This is a genomic window from Terrimonas ferruginea DSM 30193 (assembly GCF_000425585.1).
In the GTDB taxonomy this organism is placed as follows: Bacteria; Bacteroidota; Bacteroidia; order Chitinophagales; family Chitinophagaceae; genus Terrimonas; species Terrimonas ferruginea.
Window position 1 is genome coordinate 40,009 of sequence record NZ_AUDS01000027.1, and the last position, 21,943, is coordinate 61,951.

21 protein-coding genes are annotated in these 21,943 nt (G+C 46.1%); 4 read left to right on the plus strand and 17 right to left on the minus strand.

Translation table 11 applies throughout. The features are described 5' to 3' along the window. Positions 1 to 70: 70 nt before the first annotated feature. A complete protein-coding gene (locus tag H608_RS0110710; RefSeq protein WP_028787681.1) occupies positions 71 to 1,243 on the minus strand; it encodes a class I SAM-dependent rRNA methyltransferase in 1,173 nt (390 codons plus the stop codon). A gap of 119 nt (positions 1,244 to 1,362) precedes the next feature. Here H608_RS0110710 and H608_RS0110715 point away from each other — a divergent pair, with 119 nt between their 5' ends. Both H608_RS0110715 and dnaJ read left to right on the plus strand, forming a co-directional pair. Continuing rightward, on the plus strand, positions 1,363 to 1,935 hold the full coding sequence (locus tag H608_RS0110715; protein WP_028787682.1) for a nucleotide exchange factor GrpE: 573 nt from the start codon (positions 1,363 to 1,365) through the stop codon (positions 1,933 to 1,935). Positions 1,936 to 1,963: 28 nt separating this feature from the next. Beyond that, positions 1,964 to 3,133 (plus strand): molecular chaperone DnaJ, encoded by a 1,170-nt coding sequence (dnaJ, locus tag H608_RS0110720; protein WP_028787683.1) that lies wholly within the window; start codon positions 1,964 to 1,966, stop codon positions 3,131 to 3,133. A gap of 152 nt (positions 3,134 to 3,285) precedes the next feature. Here dnaJ and H608_RS0110725 read toward each other — a convergent pair whose 3' ends face one another. The 15 genes from H608_RS0110725 to H608_RS0110800 all read right to left on the minus strand — a co-directional run bounded on the left by H608_RS0110725 (position 3,286) and on the right by H608_RS0110800 (position 20,317). Then, on the minus strand, positions 3,286 to 3,972 hold the full coding sequence (locus tag H608_RS0110725; RefSeq protein ID WP_028787684.1) for a hypothetical protein: 687 nt from the start codon (positions 3,970 to 3,972) through the stop codon (positions 3,286 to 3,288). 3 nt (positions 3,973 to 3,975) lie between these two features. After that, a complete protein-coding gene (locus tag H608_RS0110730) occupies positions 3,976 to 4,965 on the minus strand; it encodes an RHS repeat-associated core domain-containing protein (RefSeq protein WP_162142865.1) in 990 nt (329 codons plus the stop codon). 127 nt (positions 4,966 to 5,092) lie between these two features. Next, on the minus strand, positions 5,093 to 5,254 hold the full coding sequence (locus H608_RS24380; RefSeq protein WP_155990124.1) for a hypothetical protein: 162 nt from the start codon (positions 5,252 to 5,254) through the stop codon (positions 5,093 to 5,095). A gap of 617 nt (positions 5,255 to 5,871) precedes the next feature. Continuing rightward, positions 5,872 to 6,843 carry an RHS repeat-associated core domain-containing protein gene (locus tag H608_RS0110745; RefSeq protein WP_155990125.1) on the minus strand — a complete coding sequence of 324 codons (972 nt, stop codon included), beginning with the start codon at positions 6,841 to 6,843 and terminating at the stop codon, positions 5,872 to 5,874. Between the two features lie 172 nt (positions 6,844 to 7,015). Next, positions 7,016 to 7,387: a DUF1493 family protein gene (locus H608_RS22000; protein WP_051268219.1), complete on the minus strand. Its 372-nt coding sequence runs from the start codon at positions 7,385 to 7,387 to the stop codon at positions 7,016 to 7,018. A gap of 3 nt (positions 7,388 to 7,390) precedes the next feature. Next, positions 7,391 to 8,251 (minus strand): RHS repeat-associated core domain-containing protein, encoded by an 861-nt coding sequence (locus H608_RS0110755; RefSeq protein ID WP_155990126.1) that lies wholly within the window; start codon positions 8,249 to 8,251, stop codon positions 7,391 to 7,393. A gap of 145 nt (positions 8,252 to 8,396) precedes the next feature. Further along, entirely contained in the window at positions 8,397 to 8,639 is a 243-nt protein-coding gene (locus tag H608_RS0110760) for a hypothetical protein (protein ID WP_028787689.1), read from the minus strand. A 215-nt stretch (positions 8,640 to 8,854) separates the two neighbouring features. Beyond that, complete coding sequence (locus tag H608_RS0110765) at positions 8,855 to 9,301, minus strand: peptidoglycan DD-metalloendopeptidase family protein (protein ID WP_028787690.1); 447 nt, start codon at positions 9,299 to 9,301, stop codon at positions 8,855 to 8,857. After that, a complete protein-coding gene (locus H608_RS0110770) occupies positions 9,294 to 13,724 on the minus strand; it encodes an RHS repeat-associated core domain-containing protein (RefSeq protein ID WP_028787691.1) in 4,431 nt (1,476 codons plus the stop codon). Before H608_RS0110770 ends, H608_RS0110765 begins: the two co-directional genes overlap by 8 nt. Positions 13,725 to 13,905: 181 nt before the next feature. Further along, positions 13,906 to 14,268, minus strand: a complete 363-nt coding sequence (locus H608_RS0110775; protein WP_028787692.1) for a SpoIIAA family protein — start codon at positions 14,266 to 14,268, stop codon at positions 13,906 to 13,908. A gap of 165 nt (positions 14,269 to 14,433) precedes the next feature. Continuing rightward, positions 14,434 to 16,143: a vWA domain-containing protein gene (locus tag H608_RS22005; RefSeq protein WP_155990127.1), complete on the minus strand. Its 1,710-nt coding sequence runs from the start codon at positions 16,141 to 16,143 to the stop codon at positions 14,434 to 14,436. A gap of 144 nt (positions 16,144 to 16,287) precedes the next feature. Next, positions 16,288 to 16,824, minus strand: a complete 537-nt coding sequence (hpt, locus tag H608_RS0110785; protein WP_028787693.1) for a hypoxanthine phosphoribosyltransferase — start codon at positions 16,822 to 16,824, stop codon at positions 16,288 to 16,290. 5 nt (positions 16,825 to 16,829) lie between these two features. Beyond that, a complete protein-coding gene (locus H608_RS23615; protein ID WP_155990128.1) occupies positions 16,830 to 18,026 on the minus strand; it encodes a glucosaminidase domain-containing protein in 1,197 nt (398 codons plus the stop codon). An 18-nt stretch (positions 18,027 to 18,044) separates the two neighbouring features. Beyond that, positions 18,045 to 18,683: an O-methyltransferase gene (locus H608_RS0110795; RefSeq protein WP_028787694.1), complete on the minus strand. Its 639-nt coding sequence runs from the start codon at positions 18,681 to 18,683 to the stop codon at positions 18,045 to 18,047. Positions 18,684 to 18,736: 53 nt separating this feature from the next. Beyond that, complete coding sequence (locus tag H608_RS0110800; RefSeq protein WP_028787695.1) at positions 18,737 to 20,317, minus strand: sodium:solute symporter; 1,581 nt, start codon at positions 20,315 to 20,317, stop codon at positions 18,737 to 18,739. A 244-nt stretch (positions 20,318 to 20,561) separates the two neighbouring features. On the opposite strand from H608_RS0110800, the gene H608_RS0110805 reads away from it, so the two are divergent. Then, positions 20,562 to 21,104 (plus strand): LOG family protein, encoded by a 543-nt coding sequence (locus H608_RS0110805; RefSeq protein ID WP_038008147.1) that lies wholly within the window; start codon positions 20,562 to 20,564, stop codon positions 21,102 to 21,104. A gap of 25 nt (positions 21,105 to 21,129) precedes the next feature. On the opposite strand, the gene H608_RS0110810 is transcribed toward H608_RS0110805, so the two are convergent. Next, positions 21,130 to 21,381 carry a hypothetical protein gene (locus H608_RS0110810; protein ID WP_028787697.1) on the minus strand — a complete coding sequence of 84 codons (252 nt, stop codon included), beginning with the start codon at positions 21,379 to 21,381 and terminating at the stop codon, positions 21,130 to 21,132. On the opposite strand from H608_RS0110810, the gene H608_RS0110815 reads away from it, so the two are divergent. Beyond that, complete coding sequence (locus tag H608_RS0110815; protein ID WP_051268226.1) at positions 21,380 to 21,901, plus strand: lipid-binding SYLF domain-containing protein; 522 nt, start codon at positions 21,380 to 21,382, stop codon at positions 21,899 to 21,901. The two genes, H608_RS0110810 and H608_RS0110815, sit on opposite strands and share 2 nt — an antisense overlap. Positions 21,902 to 21,943 lie beyond the last annotated feature (42 nt).

Sequence of the window (21,943 nt, forward strand, 5' to 3'; positions counted from 1 at the left end):
ATGCAAAAGAATATGTATTTCATTTTCACATTCCCGGCTTGCCGGGACACATTCCACATTTTCACATTCATCAAAGCACCTGCACAATCAAAAACTTCAGGTAATTCGTATTATCCATTCCCCAGATGATCGGATGATCTGATGCCTGGGCCTGGAAAGTTACCTGCCTGATAGAACGGCGCGCATCTTTGGCGGCCATTTGTATGGTCTGCAGAAATAATTCAGGATGTACAAGATTGGTGCAGGAAGACGTCACTAAAAATCCTCCGGGTTTCACCAGCTTCATGCCACGCAGATTGATCTCTTTATAACCCGTAATGGCTTTTTGTATGGTCTCGCGGCTCTTCGTAAACGCAGGCGGGTCCAGCATCACCACATCGTATTGTTTGCCTTCCTTCCCCCACTGTTTCAATACATCAAAAGCATTTGCCGCCTCGAAACGGCAGATTTTTTCCAGGCCATTCAATGCCGCATTGCGGTTGGCCTGCTCCACGGCATTCTCGGAGATGTCTAATCCCAATACAGATTTGGCACCATAAGAGGCGGCGTGTATTTCAAAGGTGCCGGTATAGGTAAAAGCACCCAATACGTCGGCATCTTTTACGATATGACGGATGGCCCGGCGATTGTCCTGCTGATCCAGGAAATAACCCGTCTTCTGGCCATTCTCGATGTCTACATGAAATCGTAACCCATTTTCATTGATGATGATCTTTGTATCGAATGGCGCGGACAGAAATCCTTTGTGTTGCGTTAAACCTTCGAGTTCACGGACAGGCACATCATTCCGCTCATATATTCCTTTCGGGGAAAAAATAGTTTCCAACGCTTTGACAATGGCCGGCTTCCAGGTATCCATGCCAAGCGTCAATGTCTGGATCACGAAGTAGTCGTTGAATTTATCGATGATCAGTTGTGGCAGCCCGTCGGCCTCACCGAAAACGAGGCGGCAGTTTTCGACGTAACCGATTCGCTGGCGGTATTCCCAACACTGGCGGATGCGGTCGAGAAAAAACTGTTCGTTGATCTCCACATTTTTCTCGCGTGTGAGGAGACGCACAAGGATCTGCGATTTCGGGTTGATATAACCCATGCCTACATACTTGCGGTCATGCGTAAAAACAGTAACCGTTTCGCCGCCGGCGGGCTCGCCTTCCACCTTCTCTACTTCGTTGGCAAAAATCCAGGGGTGCCCGTTTGCAATACGCGGCGCAATTTTTCGTCTGAGATATACCTTCACCATAAGAACCGGCAAAGATATACAAAACGTCGCGGTGATGCGGTACAAACGGACATTTTGTCCCAAAGCATGGCTTGGCAGTATTATTGACAATCGTACCTTTGCAAACAATTTTGACAAAAATGGCAGAAAAAGACATCAACGAACAAATGGACAACGGCGCTGAAAACCAGGCAGACTTCGGAATCAACGCCGATGAAAACATGGGGGGCTCTACGCATCTTACCGATCCTTTGCCCGCTGATAATGAAGACAATAAGCTGAAGGCGGAACTGGCAGAGGCAAAGGACAAGTACCTTCGTCTGGCTGCGGAATTTGACAATTTCCGTCGCCGTAGTGCCAAAGAACGTATCGAAACCATCCAGACAGCAGGCCGCGAAGTGATCAATGAATTGCTGGATGTGCTCGACGATGCCGAACGCGCAGAAAAACAGTTGGAAACATCCGACGACATGGCACAGAACAAACAGGGCATTCAACTGGTGTTTAACAAACTCCGGAACGTGCTGCAGGCACGCGGCCTGAAACGTATGGAGACGGTAGGTCAGGAATTCAACCCGGACCTTCACGAAGCCATCACCGAAATTCCCGCGGCATCCGATGAAGCAAAAGGCAAAGTAGTAGATGAAGTAGTAAAAGGTTATTACCTCAACGATAAGATTATCCGTCACGCCAAAGTTGTAGTAGGCAAATAAGACATCCACCAGAAACACGCTACCAGCAATGTCAAAAAGAGATTATTACGAAGTATTGGGAGTGGCTAAATCAGCCAGTGCAGACGAAATAAAAAAGGCGTACCGCAAGGTGGCCATGCAGTATCACCCTGACCGCAACCCGGGCGATAAAGCTGCGGAAGAAAAATTCAAGGAAGCAGCCGAAGCCTATGAAATCCTGAGCGATGCAGACAAGCGTGCGCAATACGACCGTTACGGTCATGCGGGCGTGGGTGCCGGTGCGCGCGGCGGATTCAACGGCGGCGCAGGCATGAACATGGATGATATCTTCAGCAACTTCGGAGATATATTCGGTGACGATGTATTCGGTAGCTTTTTTGGCGGCGGCGGTCAGCGACGCGGCGGCGGAGGACAAAGAACGCGTGGTGTGCGCGGCAGCAATCTCCGTGTAAAACTGAAACTGACTTACGAAGAAATTGCGAAAGGCGTTACCAAAAATATCAAGGTAAAAAAATATGTCGTGTGCTCCACCTGTAACGGATCGGGAGCCAAAGACAAAAATAGCGTACAAACCTGCAGCACCTGCGGGGGCAGCGGACAGGTTCGCCGTGTGCAGAATACCTTCCTCGGCCAGATGCAGACCGTTACCACCTGTCCTACCTGTAACGGCGAAGGCACTACGGTGACGGCGAAATGTGGAAGCTGTAAAGGTGAGGGACGTGTATACGCGGAAGAAACGATTACGATCGATGTACCGGCCGGTGTGCAGGAAGGTATGCAGCTGAATGTAAACGGAAAAGGTAATGCCGGCGAACGTGGTGGCATGGCTGGTGACCTGATTATTCTTATTGAAGAAGAAGCACACAAAGACCTTCAGCGCGACGGACTCAACGTGGCGTATGACCTGTATATCTCTTTCACCGATGCGGTGTTTGGCACTTCTGTAGAAGTACCCACCATCGACGGAAGAGCGAAGATCAAAATACCGGCAGGCACACAAGCGGGAAAAATATTCAGGCTAAAAGGAAAAGGGTTCCCTGCTGTCAACTCTTATGAAAAAGGAGATCAGCTGATCCAGGTAAATGTATGGACGCCGCAAAATCTTACGTCGGAGGAAAAAGCTTTGCTGGAAAAACTGGGCGAATCACCCAATATGAAACCACAACCCGAGAAATCGGAGAAAGGATTTTTTGATAAATTGAGAGAGAAATTTTCTTAATTCAAAAGCGATCCCGAAGTTTCGGGACTGAGCTTGCCCGAAGTATCGGGCGAAGGGTCAAAAATAAATAACGCCCTGGTCAGTTGATCGGGGCTTTTTTATACTACTACTCGTGACATAGCATTGGCCTAGATTCTCTTTTGTGGATATCTCTACAACGCATTGTTATCTTTTACGCTATCCCATTTACGGTTCTCTTTTGTATTCTCTGATAATTGAACAAGCTTCGTTCCTTGGAATAAAAATTTTGAATTTTTCAAAAAGACAAACCTGTCCAGAGAAATGTTCGTTTGAAGAATTGGTAGCAGGTAGTTTGCCTTGGGATCAAGGGTTAGCCAATTGGATGAATAGTCTGAAAAGGCAAATTTTATAGTTTTCACTTGTCTTTTCGTAAATCTGCACTCGTTAAATACCGGCATGTATCCCTTGGTCGTGTCGCCATTGATAAACACCGTTGCATCTTTCAAGACATCTCCGTTTAAATCCTTCACCCATCCGATGATCAATGTATCACTATGAGCTGAATCAGTTGAATCATATACTTTAACAGGTACATTCGCTTTATCAAAAATGCTATTTAGTACCACTGTGTCTGAACGATAAGTCCATGACCCAAAAGAATAGATATGATACGCATCTGTTCCTGCACGCATAGTAAAAGAAGAATCATTTCTTAACTCCAAATATTCCATCCAAATACCATTTGCATTTTTCGCCTCAAACGCACCCCAAATGGAATCTTTGGAAGATGAAGTAAGTTTGCCGAGATTTTTAGGTGAACAACTATAAAGGATAATCGTAGCGATCAAACTTCCGATGTAAAATATAAGAACTTTCATATGTTAACGGTTTTTTAGATCATTACCAAAAATATAGGTAGGCGTTCTTCCTGCTTTTCTATCAAGTTCGTTGGCAGCATTTAAAGCATCTTGAATCGTAAGATTTGCATTAGCACTGTTTCGATTAATAAAGCTTTTGATGTAGCTATCTTTTGTGTATTGAAGAAGAATTGCTGCAGGAGTATTTAAAGCTAGCGATACTTTTCTATCTTTTATTAAACTGTATGTACTTCCATTAACGGTAGTTGAATTTTCTGCAAATTTTTCAACAGTAAAAAAGCCATCTACCACACGATTTGCATTTGTTCTATCCAAGAATAAATATCCAATATCATTTGCAACAACTTCATCTGTTAAATCGTACAGCTGCTCCGATTTTCCTCCAACAAATTCTCCCGCCAAATATCCATATCCATGTCTTAACTCATGCGCTAGTACATTAAATGAATTACCGTTTCTACCATAAAGCTTAATATCAATACGCCTTTTTTCTATATTGTACCCTGCCGTTCCCTCTCCTGTTCCTGGGCCTGAATTTTCAAGAGAAACATTAAACTCCACATCGGATTCCTCCATTTCATTCCATTGAGCATTTAATTCGGTATGACGGTCTATCAGTTTTGTTAATTGGGAAATTTGAGTCAAATTATTTTCGTCATGTAGATCAAGAGCGGATAACTCAGTTATATATCCCTTTAATCGCCTGCCATTCTCTGCTCTCAATTTCTTATACGCTTCTTCCCCACCATTTGCCCAAGTAAAATAATTACCCAACCAATCTCTTTTTGTTATAGGGTTATTTTGCATTGAAGCAAACGGCGTTTCGTAATATGTAGTAACTAGATCTACCTGATGAAAGCGTCCTATTTGTGGATCCAGATTTCTGTACAAAGCCTCATAAATATTAATTCCCAGATCATCATTATAAGCTATCCCGTTGTACTTAAACCGGTTCTTCAACTCTCCTGCTGATTTGTAGCTAATTCCCGCCATCGTCATCCCGAATTCTCGGGATAAAGGATAATAATGGGTCTCTTCAAGTAAGGGGCATCGCGTGTGTACTAATTGGGTCCCGAAGGTTCGGGATATCAAAGAATGCCGAAGTACCGGCACAGGGCATTCACCGGGCTCTCTTGCTTACATAGACATAAAGATAACCGTTTTTGGTGGCAGCCAGGTTCTGTAAGTCAGAGAAGTGATCCTTGATAAAACCGGTCGGATTCACCGGGATGGCGTCACCGCTGACCATCTTAAATTGCTCGTCGAAAAAGATATGAGGCATTGTTCGATTCAGGTCAGTAATAGACGCAAAGGAGGTGTGTGATATCCGTAATTTCGTTCAGTTGGCTAGTTGTTGCAATCTTGGTTAACAAGCCAATCTACATTCATCATGCTCTACATCGGCATTTTTAATAATCATGCTAACTTCATTCCTTTACATTGTATTTCCAGGAACATACAAGACATTACCATAAAAATCATCAGAGACATCAATCCTGAAAATTCTCCCTTGATATTCGAATTCGATAATATCATTGAAGTCGACGTGTGAGCGTTTCTCTGGCAAATATTTTAAGGTTGTAGCATTAATGAACACACTATCCGACAAGACAAATCGATGACCAGCCTCGTCTTGGTACGCCATATCTACATACACCCTTTTAGCCGTGTGTTTTAACCCCTCAACACCGCATACCGACCTAAGAAAATATCCTTTTTTCATCGAGGTATCCTTGAGGAAATTATCAATCGAAGTATCTATGCTGGGTAAAAACAAGCATTTGTCTGATTGGTAATAGAAAAGATAACCAGCCTGATCGTGTATAATTTTTGATTTGCTGACAAATATTGCCTTGTTACAAGACATTAAGAAGCATAAAAGTATGATCGAAAAATATTTCATGGCTGTCTTAGATTTTGAGTTATCGGATCCTTGTCCACAACAACATTTATAATATCACCGCTTTTAAGCCCATTCTTAGTCACGTAGTCTCCCCAACTATTCCAGTGAGTTTTGTTCATGTTATAACGACCTTTATAGCCGGACGGCACAGCCATTATATCACCTGCATAGCCTGAATGAACTCCAGCCCATCGTCCATTTTCAGTAGCATATCTATCGGAAAGTCCAAATAAATGAAGGACCTCATGAAAGGCGGTACCTCCTTCAGCAAAATCACCTCCACCATTTTGAAATCCTATGATAGCCATGCGTCCCGCACCGTCATACCTTCCGATAATTCTACTCATTATATTATCAGGATCTTTTCTGACAATTTTTGATCTGGGTTGCTTACCATCGATACTTTCTGCGTTGGCACGAGAGCCATCTCTTTTTAAAATCAACATATTATCTCCATTAGGGTTGTCTCTTATCCGGGTTTCATCCTCTTCGGTACCTTCGACAAAGGTCATACTTAAACTAATTGACCACTCCATCCCATTTTCATCAGTGAATTTTCCACTCAATAGATCTTTATTCTTTTCTAAAAACTCGTTATATTTTCCTACTTGCTGTTTCGCATTATACCCGCGCACATAAATAGTAGATGACAGTGTTATTGTTCGGTTAGCACTATCAATTCCCACTCTAGCATCGGCGCCATCGGGATCAATATATGTAATGGGATTGTTTAGAACATAATTATATGGAGACAAATCAGCATATTTCTCAACTTTCGGATCTATTTGAAACCATCTTCCTGTTTGTTTATCGTACATGCGCAATCCGTAATTATAAGTTTCCAACCCACTACCGTCACTAAACTCTTCCCGCTGCTCTTCCTTGCCGTTGGATTTAAACCGGTTCTTCAACTCACCGGCCGCTTTATGGCTAATCCCCGCCATCGTCATCCCGAATTCTCGGGACAAAAGGATAATAATGGGTGTCTTCCAATAACGGCCGGTGTATTGGGTGAAGTCGCCTTTCAGTAAACGATTCGCCGCATCGTAGCCAAAATCATATTTGCGTTTTCAATCTTTTTGATTTTGCTCTGGAATAAGTCAAATGCTATGTTGCACTCCAGAATATTAAGGTGGTTAGTTAAACACTTATTGTTTCTTCATCTAAGCGGCCAGTTTTTATAGCTTTTTCTAAATGACCAACTGTGAGCTCTTTCCTTTCAAGCCTATTCCTATTTCTAAATATTCGAATTATAGCGCGTGATACAAAATCCCTTTCGTCGTCGAAATAATCGCCCAGAGGGAATTGATCTACATCAACATTAAACTCTTCTCCAAAAGCAATAAGAAATTCATCAGCATCGTCGCCGGTAATCCCTAAATCTCCTTCCAACGTAGTATCGCGATTTATTTGCTTTTTACCGTATAGGAATGGCCAGGGTAATTTATATCCAAAACCCCTTCGGTAAATAAACAGAGTAAGCGTATTAAAAATATCTTCTTTCGATTTCATAATTTATGGGTTTAGAACTACAAGAGGAGATCTTCCGGTATTATCCACGTACTGCCCATTAATCAGAGGCGGGGGAATATTGCTTACATTTCCCCCTACGGTCGACATCCAACTACCAAAGTCATAGACATCTTTTGCCAATAATGCCCAACCTACCACCGGTACAAATCTACCCAAAAGTCCACCTGCCCGCATTAAGACTTTTTCTGCGGCCTTTTTCACAGCTACATTCTTGACTCTTTTCTCAACAATTTTGCGTGTCCTTTGTGCTCCATATCTAAACAATATAGAAGCAACAGAGGTTTTGGTATGTTTTCCAAGTACAAATGCTTTTCCGAATAAATCTTTAATTATCGGGCTGCTTTTCGATATTACTGGCCATCCTAGTCCTACTAATGTTGGACCCCACGGATTAATTATAGCCTTCGTATATATAATGGCCTTGACATTAACATTAGATAGTAGTTGACCTTTGGCAGTATCAAGTCCTAGAGGATCGAGAAAATTCATTGGATTATTACCAACATAAGCATATAAGCTCTCATTATAATGTACTGCAGAATTTGCGGCTGTAATTGAATTGACCGGGCTTAACAAAGTCAATATACCGACTATTCTGCCGTTTGCCACTATGTCATCATCATCTTCTCGTTCTAACTCCCTACCAGAATCATCCCAATAAGCATCCTCTTGCAGCGGATCCGGTACAGACCATCTCCCTACTTGATTATCATACATCCTCGCGCCATAGTCCGTCCACTCCAACCCGCTGCCATCACTAAACTCGTCCCGCTGTTCTTCTTTACCGTTGTATTTAAACCGGTTCTTCAACTCTCCCGCGGCCTTCGAGCTGATCCCCGCCATCGTCATCCCGAATTCTCGGGACAAAGGGATAGTAATGGGTTTCTTCGAGTAAAGCACCGCGTGTGTGAATCAACTGCATCCCGAATTCTCGGGATATCAAAGAATGCCGATGTATCGGCACAGGGCATTCACCGGACTCTCGTTGCTAACATACACATAAAGAAAACCGTTTTTTGGTGGCAGCGAGATTTTGCAAGTCTGAGAAGTGGTCTTTGGTAGAACCGGTCGGATGTACCGGGCTGGCGCCACCGCTGACCATCTTAAATTGTTCGTCGAAGAAGATGTAGTTGATGAACGCTTTGGGGCGCTGCGGGTAACTCGCATCATCCCGGTTGGGATCGTTGATAAAGGCCCCCAGTGGTGTCGTAATGTCTGTGATCGCATTCAACTGGATAAGATATCCAAGGCAACCGGTGCCACATTGGGCGAGCCAGAAGTATTCGGTGTATACTAGTGGCTCTTCCCTAACACATCCGCCTTGTCGCCTGCCATTACTTTGAGCGTAATACCCAAGCCCATTTTATTGGTGTTTGAGTTCACAGGCTATGTCTTCTGGTTGACATAACTATAAAAGCTAGTGTAGAAGTGACTTTAAATTGAATTCTATTCGCTCGTATAAACCAGCACTGTTTGAGGGGTAATAGGACCTCTTTTGTTTTGCGCCCTTATAAACAATGATGAATTCTTTGATAAAAAGCCTAACACCGCTCCCTTTTTAAGAGATTGACCTTTTATAACACTAATGCTCGACAGGTTGTAGTACGTAATTGAACGACCGCCTTTCTCACCTACAGTTACATTGAAAGTACTATCGCTTTTATTGAGGATATGAATCACAGAGCCGCCATCGCAGGTGCGCACAAGAGAATCCGTTGTCCATTTTATATAAATGCCTCTTTCTTCGTTCGCATATAAGTAGGGAGTAGTAGACACTACTATACCGTTCCTCACCGGAAGTTCAAGGGTCTTTTTAGATTGTCCGTATACAGTGGGGAAAGTAAAAAATAATACAACACTTATACCAAGTGTCAACATAATTTGTCTAGTCATTTTCTAGCGTATTTAAACCATATTTTTTAGTCTTATTGAGCTTTTCCACTAATGCATTGTAAATCTGTCGTGCTTTAAACATTGCATTTTTTTCATGATTACGTTGCATGTATGGTTTTTCTTCTCCTCGCCCATACTGGCCGGTTTTCGGATCTTTTTTTGAAAACTCATAATCTGAGTTATTCTGAAGACCATGCTGGCCTTCATGAGAAACTACTTCTACTAATTGTAAGTCAAAAAAATCACTGAAAACACTTTCTGGAATATTCGTCGTTTGCCTGTTCAATTCTGCGAGTGTTTTAGCATCCTCCATCAGTTTGTCAAAGTCTACAGTAATATATGTTTCATTCCATTCACTGTTTTTATCAAATAATCCTGTTTTTGTGTTAAATGTATAACCAGATAAGGGATCTACCTCTTCTCCTTTCAGCGCTTTATGATGATCGCTTTTAGTAAGAGTTGCTCCGACACCGCCACTCTTTTTCAAAAAAATCGACATAGCTTGTTCAGATGAAGTTCCATATTCTTTTGCGAAGCCGAAATAGAATTTTCGGTCGCTTTTTTCCATGTTAGCCCAATGTTTTCTTCCAGCATCTGTTGTTTGCATTGCCTGCTGAATTCGTTTAGTAGCCGGATCATTGGGGTTACCAATTTCATTGCCGTTCATATCAATAAACTTGACAGGATTATTTGCAACATAGTTGTATGGCGTGAGTAATATATATTTCTCAGCTAATGGATCTATTAAATGCCATCTTCCCACTTGATTATCATACATCCTCGCGCCATAATCCGTCCACTCCAACCCGCTACCGTCACTGAACTCCTCCCGCTCTTCTTCTTTACCGTTGTACTTGAACCGGTTCTTCAACTCACCAACTGCTTTATGACTGATCCCCGCCATCGTCAACCCAAACGGATAGTAATGTGTCTCTTCCAACAACGGCCCGCGGACATGCGTTACCTGCAAGTTGTCAAAATATACCGGCACATTGGCCGTTTCGTTGTTGACAGACACATACAGGTAACCGCTTTTACTTATTGGCAGATTCGTGAGCTCATGGAGTTTGAACTCTTCATTTGTCCCGACCTGCTGTGCTCCGCTGCTGCCGGCTACATAGTTAAAGCGCTCGTCGAGCAGCAGCCAGTTCACATACGCTTTCGGCCGGCCGGACACCATACTTTGTTGTTCCGTCAGGAAGTCCGCTGCTGACGGCGTCAGTATGCCACTGCCACTCAGGTCGCCGGGCGTAATGTTACCGTGCACAGTGCTCAGCCCTCCTACAGAAGCTGCCAGTGCAGAGGCCAGCACATCTGTCAGCGGCGTCAGCGGGATCGTCGGCGTAGTACCACCTGTTTTATACCAGCTACTTACCCGCAGGTTAAATTTGTCACCAGCCATTACCTTCAGTATAATGGATGGGCCGATCTTGGAATTGGATGCACCGCCAACTTTAGCCACCTTGTCATTCGGATTGGTGTAAGCATCGGTTGGATAACCTGCCGGCAGATCGGCGCGTGTTTCGGGTAACCCTGCATACAACTGCTCCTCTATAGTCGTTTCAGCCGTTTCCATGGTGGCAGCCGGATAGGCATTTGATTTTTGTTCTTCGGTGATCAATACCCTGACGTTTCCTAAATGATCCTTGATCATGTAATCGTATTCCAGTCTCGCCGGGTTTGTGCCTTCAGCAGCCACATATCTTGTTCTGCCTTCTTCGTTACCCAGGAACTGCAGCTTGTTTTCGTAACCAAGTGCCGTTTGCAGCGTGCTGTTGTTGGGATAGGCTTTCGACTCATAGACATTACCGCCGATATAAGTGGTCGTGGTTACAATACGCTCCGGGCTGTAAATATTTTCATCATGCACCACGGTGGCAGTCGTTTCATCCGTGATCTTTTGCAGTTTACTTCCCGCCGCGTCATATACATAACTGATCGTGCCCTTGTTTGTCACCGTGATCGTCTGCGGCAGGTTCAGGTGGTTGTAGGCGATGCTGGCAATGTCCTTGTTCTTATCGTATTGCAGGTTGCCGTTATCATCGTAATTATAGTCCGTAGCGCTATTGGTCTTGCTGCCGCCAAGGCTCGTGAGATAAGCCTGTGAAGCGCGGAAGTCGCCGAGTTTGGTGGCCGGATCGTTTGACGCGTCCACCACGTTTTTCAGTTTGTTCGTACCTGTGTAATAGGTATAACTCAACTGGTCGATCCAGCCGCTGGTCAGGCCTTTGAGCCCTTTTTGCGACATGCCCAGGATATTACCGTTGGCATCATAAGCCGTCGTAGCATCCGTACCATTGCCCATCTGCATGCTGAAGTCGATACCAGCGGTGGTATTGAACGAACTGCCGGTGTATTGGGTAAAGTTGCCTTTCAGTAAACGGTTGGCGGCATCATAGCCAAAATCATATTTGCGTTTTTCCTGGTCACCGGCGCTTTTCCAGACCATGCCCGTGATGTTGCCGTTGTATTGAGCATTGGTGTAGGATTGTCCGCCGATAAGATTGTTACTTGTTTTATCATAACCTAAGTCAAAACCAAAATAGTGGTCGGTAGCCGCGTCACGTGCATAAGCACGGTTGGCGCCGAGCATCCAGCCCCTGATGTTGTAATCATAGGTCAGTGTTTCCAGCGGATCGGTGCTGTTTTTTCTTCCCAGCTTTTTTTCTTTTAATTGCCCCAAGGCATCGTAGCTCATCTCGCTCAACACCTTGAAGTTGCTCGGCAGCGTTACATCGCTGGTACCGGTTTTCTTTTCTACCTTGATCGCTCTTCCCAGATCATCATAGGTCGTTTTGGTAACGGTGGTAGTGGCTTGCGAAGGCGTTGCCAGTTTTTGTATCGTGATCAGGGGTTGGCCTGACCAACTGTACTGCGTGGTGGCTACGTCGATACTGCCGGTGATGTTCTGGCTTTGCACCTGGATCACCCTGCCCTTTTCATCATAGATGCTGACGGTAGCGAGATAAACCGGCGTACCACTTTTCAATACTTTTACCTCACTCCAGGTCGCCATGCCTTTGGCATTGCTCGTTCTTTGCGTGGGTGTTACCGGAAATGGAAAGCTTGTAGATGCTGAAAGAAAATGGCTGTTCCAGGTGGTCAAGAACGTAGCCGATAAACCCGAAGGAAGACCAGCATAGTCATCATAATGCGTTCTCGTTAGTCTATCCCAACCGCTGCCGGGCGTGGAAGTGGCCGCAAAGGGATAGTCCGTCGAAGCCGCATTAGCCTGGCTTTGCTGCCAGCTTCTCGTCTGGTTGCTGGTCCACAGACCGGTTTGTACCGGGCGGTTCAAATAATCATACAACGTCACCAACCATTGGTTGTTACTTCTGAGATTACCGTCTTGGGTAAGTACCAGCCGGTCTTTGTTATCGTACACCATGTACACCGGCTTAGCACCGGGCACTTGCTTGGCGATCATTCTGCCGCGTTCATCATAGGCGTAGCGGAAACATTGCTCTTCTAAAATGAGGTTGTTAAACGTGAGGCTATTGTCCACCAGGTCGATAAAACCCTGCGGTTGGATCACACCAGTCAGTCTGTTATGCTTGTCATAGATATAATAAGTACAGAGCCAGCCTGTATGCCCACTACCAGTCCCATTATCTGCCGTGGCCGTTAACTGCACTTTTTTGAGTACCACCAGTCCGTCTTTATCCTTGTACTCGATCACCTGTTTACCGTGTTCGTCGGTCGTGATCGTTTTATAGAGTTCTCCTTCGGGATAGGTGCCCGGTGTAGTATAACCTGCGAAGTCACCGGAAACTGTTCCAAGGTTCCAGATCCTTACTGCATCGGTGGCAGTATTATGCACGTATGACGTTTGCACGCCTCTGGCCGCACCCACCCAATTATTACCTGCGGACATGCCTTTTAACGGACGGCTGAGTGGTGAGGCTTCAAATTCCGATTTCCCATAGTAATACGTCTCACCCTGTCCCGCGATCGGGTTCAGCGCGGCATTGCTGCTGCTATAAAAAGCATTTTGTTGTTCGAACGGGTTGCGCTTAAACAAACCATCGGTTACGCTGGTATTGCCACCCGTCGTATTAGCAGGCGCGGGTAAAAACTGGTATTGCTCGCGGCCGAGTTCATCATACACCACCGTGCTGGTTAAGTCAGTGGCCGTTCCGCCCGTGATCAAGGACCCCTGTTTGATTACGGTCTGCACCGGCCTTCCCACGCCGTCCATGTATTGCGTGGCCATCCTTACATCCGTTAATGGCCGTGCAATGAGGTTGTCGGGGTTCGTCTCCGGGCCTACCGCATCCCAGGTGCGCACCCAGTTGATCTTGGAGCCTGCGGGATAGACGGCCGGTGCCTGCGCACGCGCGGTTGATCCAACTAAAATAGACAGGAAAAAGATATTTACTGCACGACACGGCAGTAAATGCAGCAACAGGTGACGCTTCGACATACGATGGAGGTTGGTTGGGACGACATGATCAGCGATGGCTTAAATCGATGATCATATTGTTGGCTCGGCTACAAACCTCGGGGAAAAAGTCAAAATTAAAAAGTCAAAAGTCAAAAAAGGGGGAGATGGTCAATCGGTAAATTCTTCATTCCTCTGCGCGAAAAATTCAAATCATATCAAATCAACCTCTCGCCCACTTAATCGCCTCCTGCACCTGGCCGGGACCAAAGCCCCGCAGTTCAGCAGGAATAGCTTCACGAAACATTTCCAGTAAGCGGTTGACACGCTCCGAATCAGTGACGATCGCGATGTGGCGCCACTTACCCATTTTTGCTAATTTGGTCATCGCCGCCGGCCACCATTCACCGGCACTGAAACGACCCGGCATGGTATCCACCACCGCCAGACAGTTCAACGCTCCAGTCTGATCCAATTGCTTTTGCATCGCCGGCAGGACCACCTGCTCGTATTCCTCCCGGCTCACTTCATGCGTAGCAATTATACCCAGCAGATCGGGCGGCAGATTGGATATCAGGGAAATCATGCAATCTGTTTAGCTTAATGCTTCAAATTACCTGCCAAGTACCATATAAAAGTTAAAAGGGAGGCTGCAGGGGTTTTCACGCAAAGCCGCAAAAGGAGCAAAGGCGCAAAGCGTTACCGACAACTTATCATTGGATACTGTAACGGCTGTTTAGCCCTATGCCTTCTACCTTCCGCCTTTCTTCCTTTTCTGCTTTGTATAAATCGTTTTCGCCTGCTGTACAAGGCTCAGAAACGCCCTTTGCGACGGATCATTCACATCTGTATTTTTTTCCGAATAACTTACCACTTCATCCCATTTCATATTGCGTGTATACATCGATCCCCGCAACAGGGAACCAAACATCACCACACCCGCAGCAAAACGATCTTCAGGCGAAGGAGAAGCCTCCCCGCAACAATCCACCCATTCTTTCCTCACCGTCACTGTTCCCCCAGAGGGACGATAGTCCAATATAAACTTTGCCAATCCCTCCATACTGCCATGCTGCTCCACCGGCGCTATTTCAAACACCGCCACCATCGAATGACCCGACCCCACCTCTCCTCCTTCCACTATCGAAAACGTATCACATACCGCCGTCATCTTGTTGTCAAATCCGATCAACCGGTATTCGCGTACTTTCTTTTCGTTGAATTGCACACTCATGTATACATCGTCTGCCACCGCATATAAGGTCTGCGTAAATTCTGTCATCAACACTTTCTCCGCTTCCTGGAAGTTATCGAGATAAGCAAAGTTGCCATTTCCCTTCCGCGCCAGCATCTGAATTTTTGAGTCTTTATAATTCCCCATTCCCACACCCAGACAAGTAAGATATATCCCCGATTCGCGATGCGAAGAGATCAGTTCGTCTAACTCCGTTTCTGTTTTTACACCAACATTAAAATCTCCATCGGTCGCCAGTATTACACGATTGTTTCCTTTTTCGATAAAGTGTGTTTTGGCTACCTGGTAAGCCAGTTGTATACCTGATTCGCCCGGTGTCGATCCACCCGGCACCAGTTCATCGATCACCTGGTTGATTTTGTCTTTTTCTCCTCCGCTTGTTGTTGGCAACATGATCCCTGTTGCCCCACCATATACCACTATCGATACAGAGTCTTTGTCCCGCAGGTTACTTACCAGCATCCGGAAAGCCGATTGCAGCAAAGGCAAACGATTCGGCATGTCCATCGAAGCAGATACGTCTATTAAAAACACGAGGTGACTTGGCGGTAATGTATCCAGGTTCATACGCCGCGCCGATAGTCCCACATATAATAGCCTGTTCTGGTTGTTCCAGGGGCAGGGACCTATGGAAGGCCTAACGGCAAATAGCTCACCAGGTGGCGGATCGGCATGACCGAGATTGAAGTAGTTGAGCATTTCCTCGATACGCACCGCATCAGGAGGCACAATGGATCCGGTATGAATGAAACGACGGATATTGCTGTAAGAGGCTTTGTCTACGTTGGGAGAAAATCCTGTGTTGGGGTAGCGCGCAGCACTGATGAAGCGGTTTTCCAACAGATTCTCATAGGTTTCCTGCCCGGCAAACCACCGGCGCTGCTCTTCTCTTCCCAATCCTTTGGTAATCGACGATAGTTTATCGCGCCGGCGAGAACCGGCATTCGCTGGCAACGCTTTCAGACGGATCGTATTGAAGATGGAAGCGTTCAGCAAATAACGCACTTCACCAAAGCCGGAAAGTTTTACGGAAAATGAATCATTGGTTTGATTGGAGATGATGCCGAACGTGCCGGTGCTGCCGGTGGTAAATGCATAACCGGTGCGAAGCTGTAACAGCGTCACATTCCGCAGCGCATTCCCATTCTCATCTTTTACTTCTCCACGAATGTAATGCGACTGGCCATGAACTTTCGCAAACAGCAAAAGCAGCAGCAATATTTGGCAAGTAATTCTCAACGAAACATACAGTTGGCTTGCGTGACAGTTCGGTAAATGGAGGCAACCGCTTCACTAACTTACCACTATATATTGAGAATTAAGAGACGCCAACGGATTTTAACAGTAAGCTCAACCCGCGAGTTGATAGATCTCTTTCAGGTTGCGCCCCAGTCCATCGTAGTCCAGGCCATATCCTACCACAAATTTGTTGGGGATGTCAAAGCCTACATAGTCGAGGGTGAGCGGGTAAGTAGTAGCTTCCGATTTGTGCAGCAGCGTGGCAATGCGCATGGAAGCAGGTTGCTGATGTTCTAGCTTTGGCAGGAAATCGTGCAAGGTTTTGCCGGTGTCAACAATGTCTTCAACGATAATCACATCTTTACCAAAGATATCATCGTCGAGACCGATAGAAGTGACCACATTACCCGAAGACTTCATGCCTTTATAGGAAGCGAGTTTGATAAAACAGATCTCCGCATCGATGGTCAGTTGCTTAAAGAGGTCGGAGGCAAACATGAACGAGCCATTCAACACGGCAATGAAGAACGGACGTTTACCGGCATAATCCCGGTTAATGGAAGCGGCCAGTTCGCCAATGCGTTCCTGGATCGTTGCTTCAGAAAGGTAAATGTCAAATGATTTATCGTGTACCTTGATGGCCCCCATAGCAGTTATTTATAGATTTTGAGTGTTTGTCCTGGTTTAAGCACGGCAACCAACTGATTCCATTCGGTAATGGATTCGGCCGGTACCTGGTATTTACGGGAAATGGAATAGAGGGTTTCTTTCGGCTGCACCACGTGCGTTACATAGGCGGCGGAAGCTTTCACCGGTGCTACCTGGGCAGCAGGTAATTGCTCGCCGGTTGTTGCCGCCAGCTTTGGTTTGGCTGGTGCTTTCTTTTTCAGGTAAAGTGTTTCGCCAGCAGCAGGGTCCTGTTCTTCAGTAAGGTGATTGTATTCGAGCAGGCTTTCGAGGCGAATGCCTTCTTCCTGCGCAATATCGTAGATCGTTTCGCCGGGCTGCACAAGATGAAAATCCGTAGCGCCTGTTTTGCGTTTGCGCTGCAGGAAAAGCAGTTGATCAAAAGCCACTTCTTCTTCTTCGGGCATATCGTCGTTGAATTCAAACAAACGCTTCAGCGGAATATTGTATTGCTGCGCAATGGCGAGGAAGGAAGTGCCTTTGCGGGCGAAGACAACTTTGGTATCGTTGATTCGGAATTCTCCGTCAGGATATGTTTTTTCCGGTGCAGGTGGCGCGATCATTTCTTCGCGTTGCACCGCGGCCACAACAGGCAGCTCATTGGCGGGTATCTCTCTTTTTGCCACCATGATATCACCTGCGGGTTTCTTACCCAGGGCAATCAGTGTATAGTCCTGCAGGTTATAATCTTCGATCAGTTTAATGATGATCACCGGGTATTTGGGATTGGTGGCATAGCCTGCCTTTTTCAGTCCATATGCCCAGCTTTTATAATCTTCGGGGTCGAGTGCAAACAGCGATGCATAACGCTGATTGCCGCGCAGAAAATCGGAATGATCTTTATACGAGTCTTCCGCTCTTACATATTTACGGAAGCATTCACCGCGCGCATCATCGTCGTGCGACACCGATTCACCTTTCCAGGTAGACTTGCACTTGATACCAAAATGGTTGTTGGATTTGTTGACGAGGACACTGGTGCCCGCCATCGTTTCGTGAATGCCCTGCGCCAGCTTGATAGACGCCGGTACGCCGGTACGCTGCATTTCAGCGATGGCCAGTTCACGATAAGTTTCGATATACGTTTGAATAATGTTCTTGTCCTGCGCCTGTACAGCCGTTGAAGCAACGAGCAAACACAGGCAGATCAAAATACGGCGCATGGTTATCATCGGTATTCGTTACAGTTTCCGGATCAGATACAGTCCGTCCCGGATAGTTAATGCTACTTTGTCTATATCCGCGCGTGACCGGATATAGTCGTTAAACGTTCGGATGGCCCTGGCGCTTTTGCCGGAGGGCTCTTCCTTTAACGCTTCTCCGTGAAAAAAAATATTATCTGCTAAAATAAATCCGTTTTGCCGAACTGCCGGCAAAACGAGGTTAAAATATTCTACATAGCCGGTTTTATCTGCATCGATAAAAACCAGGTCCCAGGTTTCGTTGAGGGTGGGAATGATCTCAGCTGCCGCTCCCTGGTGGCTTATGATCTTTGATCCGTAAAGCGAGCGGTCGAAAAAATGGCGCGCCAGTTGGGCGTCGGCCTCGCGTAATTCAATGGTATGCAATACACCATCGGGCACCAGACCTGAAGCCAGGCAAAGCGCGCTGTACCCGGTAAAGGTGCCAATCTCCAGGATGCGTCTCGGTTGTAAGAGATGGCTGATCATCTGCAGCAGCTTACCCTGCACGTGGCCGCTGAGCATATGCGGCTCGCGGTGATGCTGCGAAGTGAACACCGAAATTTCCTCCAGCAGTGCCTCTTCAGGACTGCTGAGTGCCGCGGCGTATGATTCCACATCAGGGTGTATCAGCTCCATAGGTACAAAGATACACCCTTTTTCCAAAGACGGTTTCTATAATCCGTTCAGCCTCAGGCTGGCACTACGGTTGCCTGGGGATCGCGGCCGGGCTTTTCGGAAAGCAGCAGCAGCCCAAGGAAAGTGAGCAGACCATTGATGATCAGCAGCTCGATACCGATCTGGTAACCGCCGAAAAGATCTTTGGCATATTTCGCCAGGAAATAAGAAAGCACCGGCGCAACCAGGCACACGATCGTAATCGAAAAACTGTCGCGGATACGGCGTTTGGTCAGAATGCCAAGCGAGAACAGGCCCAGCAGGGGTCCGTACGTATAACCCGCCAGGTCAAGAATGATATCGATAATACTATTGTTATTGAGCCAATAGAAGACCAGGATACATAGCAGGAACACGATGGCAAACGAGAAGTGTACGCTTAACCTCACTTTCTTCTTGCCCTTCTCATCAAGATCATCCCGCTCTTTCAATCCGAGGATGTCGATACAGAAAGAAGACGTCAGTGCCGTCAGGGCTCCGTCTGCACTGGGGAACAAGGCGGAGATCAGGGCAATGATAAAGATGATGGAAATCGCCGGCGGCAGGAAGTTCATCGCAATGGAAGGGAACATTTTATCGCCGATTACATTGAGCTGTTCGCCCGGAATCTTCGGATGATCGATCAGTAACTGTTTGCCTACCACCTGGCCGTTAACCAGCACATCCTGGTATTCGCCGCCTTTTGAAAGTGCAAACATATAAAGCAAACCGCCCAGCATCAGGAAGAGGAACAATACGCCGGTCATTACCACTGCCATGGTCATTACGTTTTTCTGTGAGTCGCCCAGTTTTTTAACGCTGATGTTTTTCTGCATCATTTCCTGGTCAAGTCCCGTCATGGCGATCGTGATAAAAGCTCCTCCCAATATCTGTTTTAAGAAAAACCCTTTACTGTTGACATCAAAGTTGAAAATATTGAGGTAACCGCGGTCGTGCATCTGGCTGAGTGCTTCGCCGCCGCTGATATTGAGATTGCTGAGAATGTAGATCACACACACAATGAGACCTGTCACCATCAACGTGGTTTGTAAGGTGTCGGTATAAACGATGGTACGTACACCGCCTTCAAAAGTATACAGCAGGATCATCAGCAGGATGAAGGACGCCGTTACCACAAACGGCACGCCCATGCGATCCAGGATGAACAACTGAAGAATGTTAATCACCAGGTAAAGTCTGGCGGTGGCTCCCACAGTACGGCTGATGATGAAGAAAAGCGCGCCGGTCTTGTAAGCAATGTTACCAAACCGCTGCTTCAGGTAATTATAAATGGAAGTCAGGTTGAGTTTGTAATAAAGAGGCAATAAAACAAAGGCGATCACGGCGTAGCCGATCAGGTAGCCGATAGCTACCTGCATATAGGCAAACCCTTTGAACCCTCCTCCGGCAATATCTCCCACCCCGCCGGGTACGCTCACGAAAGTTACACCGGACAAGGAAGTGCCGATCATGCCGAAGGCCACCAGCATCCAGTTGCTGTTTTTATTACCGATGAAGAACGTATCGTTATTGGAATTGCGCGAAGTGATCCAGGCGACGACGAGCAGCAAAGCGAAGTAGCCGATAACGAAGGAAAACAGAAGGCCTGCAGACATGTGGTAAAAATTAAAAAGTCAAAATTCAAAAGTCAATCCCGAAGTCTCGGGAGTGAATTGTCAATTGGCAATTGTGAATGAGTCAATAAGTGAATGGTCAATCGTCAATCGTGAATATTTCCTGGTTCTTGTATACCCGAACCATAGCCAAAACTTATGACCTATTACTCAACTTCCTCTCAATTGAATTTTTGAAGATAAATAAATTTGTATTCCCTTTGCTGCAAATATATAATTGTCACTCATGCTAATACGTTCTCTTGCAGTTTTTTGCGGTTCCAAAACCGGTAACAACCCCCTCTTTAGCGAAGCAACCCGCACACTCGGGCAACTAATGGCTGAAAACGACATTGGGCTGGTGTATGGCGGCGGCAGCGTGGGACTGATGGGATTGATCGCAGATACCGTCTTGCAACACGGTGGAAAAGCGATCGGAGTTATCCCGCAGGTACTCGTTGATTGGGAGCGCGAACACAAGGGACTGACGGAATTATTTGTAGTAGAAGATATGCACAGCCGCAAAAAAAAGATGTACGACCTCTGCGATGCCGCGCTGGTGCTGCCGGGCGGATTCGGTACGCTGGACGAATTATTTGAAATGGTGACCTGGAATCAGTTGTCGATTCACGACCGGCAGCTATTTGTCCTCAACACCGACGGCTTTTATAACGATCTCCGGAAACATATCCATCGCATGGAACAGGAAGGCTTTTTATACCAGGAAGCCGTTGACCGCCTCACCTTTTTGGAACAGCCGGAGGAACTGATTGAATACTACAAACCTTAAAAAATCAAAATTCAAAAGTAAAAAGTTAAAAGAAAACGGAAGGGCTATGGGGAGTTCTTTGCTCATGCGCCTTTGAAGAGGCTTTCTTTTTCACGCAAAGCCGCAAAGTAATTAAGGCGCTAAGAATATTGACCGTTGGCTGATTCTCAATTCTGTTCTGACTTTTGCCCTGAAACTTTGGAATTTTGACTTTTGAATTTTGAATTGTTGTTTGAGTATGGCAAACAAATTGCATCCTTACTGGTAAGAACATTTTTTTACCAAACTCAATCAACATGAAACGCAGTATTATAGCCCTTTTAGGAGCCATCCTCTTCAGCCCATTTGTGCTTTCCGCTCAAAGCAGCAGAATTGTACAGGACAGCAAGACGGCCAAAGCCGAATTCATCAAAGCTGACGCCAACATGGCTAAATTATTTACCTCGTCTTACGGGTATGCCATTTTCCCCAATGTGGGTAAAGGTGGTGTAGTAGTAGGCGGTGCGGCAGGTGCCGGTGCCGTATACGAGCAGGGAAAATTAGTGGGAGGTGCAGAGCTCAAGCAGGTAAGCGTTGGCGCGCAAATCGGCGGGCAAGCCTACCGCGAAGTTGTTTTCTTTGAAAACAAAGCTGCACTCGACCGCTTCAAAGCTAATAAGGTGGAATTCTCCGCCCAACTTGGTGCCATAGCAGCAACCGAAGGCGCATCTGCCAATGCACAATATACCGACGGCCTGATGGTCTTCACGCAAACCAAAGGCGGACTCATGGCCGAAGCAACTGTAGCCGGACAGAAATTTTCTTACAAAGCGCGGTAAGGTTTAGGTTTTCAACGTTATCACCTTCCAAAAAAAAAAATT

Coding starts and splice junctions, on each gene's coding strand:
- H608_RS0110730 (WP_162142865.1), bottom strand. CDS start 4,965: ATGGCGGGAATTAGCTACAAATCAGCAGGAGAGTTGAAGAACCGGTTT.
- H608_RS0110765 (WP_028787690.1), bottom strand. CDS start 9,301: ATGACTAGACAAATTATGTTGACACTTGGTATAAGTGTTGTATTATTT.
- H608_RS0110710 (WP_028787681.1), bottom strand. CDS start 1,243: ATGGTGAAGGTATATCTCAGACGAAAAATTGCGCCGCGTATTGCAAAC.
- H608_RS0110805 (WP_038008147.1), top strand. CDS start 20,562: ATGCTAATACGTTCTCTTGCAGTTTTTTGCGGTTCCAAAACCGGTAAC.
- H608_RS0110775 (WP_028787692.1), bottom strand. CDS start 14,268: ATGATTTCCCTGATATCCAATCTGCCGCCCGATCTGCTGGGTATAATT.
- H608_RS0110800 (WP_028787695.1), bottom strand. CDS start 20,317: ATGTCTGCAGGCCTTCTGTTTTCCTTCGTTATCGGCTACTTCGCTTTG.
- H608_RS22000 (WP_051268219.1), bottom strand. CDS start 7,387: ATGAAATCGAAAGAAGATATTTTTAATACGCTTACTCTGTTTATTTAC.
- H608_RS0110715 (WP_028787682.1), top strand. CDS start 1,363: ATGGCAGAAAAAGACATCAACGAACAAATGGACAACGGCGCTGAAAAC.
- H608_RS0110795 (WP_028787694.1), bottom strand. CDS start 18,683: ATGGAGCTGATACACCCTGATGTGGAATCATACGCCGCGGCACTCAGC.
- dnaJ (WP_028787683.1), top strand. CDS start 1,964: ATGTCAAAAAGAGATTATTACGAAGTATTGGGAGTGGCTAAATCAGCC.
- H608_RS0110810 (WP_028787697.1), bottom strand. CDS start 21,381: ATGTTGATTGAGTTTGGTAAAAAAATGTTCTTACCAGTAAGGATGCAA.
- H608_RS24380 (WP_155990124.1), bottom strand. CDS start 5,254: ATGCCTCATATCTTTTTCGACGAGCAATTTAAGATGGTCAGCGGTGAC.
- H608_RS0110815 (WP_051268226.1), top strand. CDS start 21,380: ATGAAACGCAGTATTATAGCCCTTTTAGGAGCCATCCTCTTCAGCCCA.
- H608_RS0110770 (WP_028787691.1), bottom strand. CDS start 13,724: ATGTCGAAGCGTCACCTGTTGCTGCATTTACTGCCGTGTCGTGCAGTA.
- H608_RS0110725 (WP_028787684.1), bottom strand. CDS start 3,972: ATGAAAGTTCTTATATTTTACATCGGAAGTTTGATCGCTACGATTATC.
- H608_RS23615 (WP_155990128.1), bottom strand. CDS start 18,026: ATGCGCCGTATTTTGATCTGCCTGTGTTTGCTCGTTGCTTCAACGGCT.
- H608_RS0110755 (WP_155990126.1), bottom strand. CDS start 8,251: ATGGCGGGGATCAGCTCGAAGGCCGCGGGAGAGTTGAAGAACCGGTTT.
- hpt (WP_028787693.1), bottom strand. CDS start 16,824: ATGGGGGCCATCAAGGTACACGATAAATCATTTGACATTTACCTTTCT.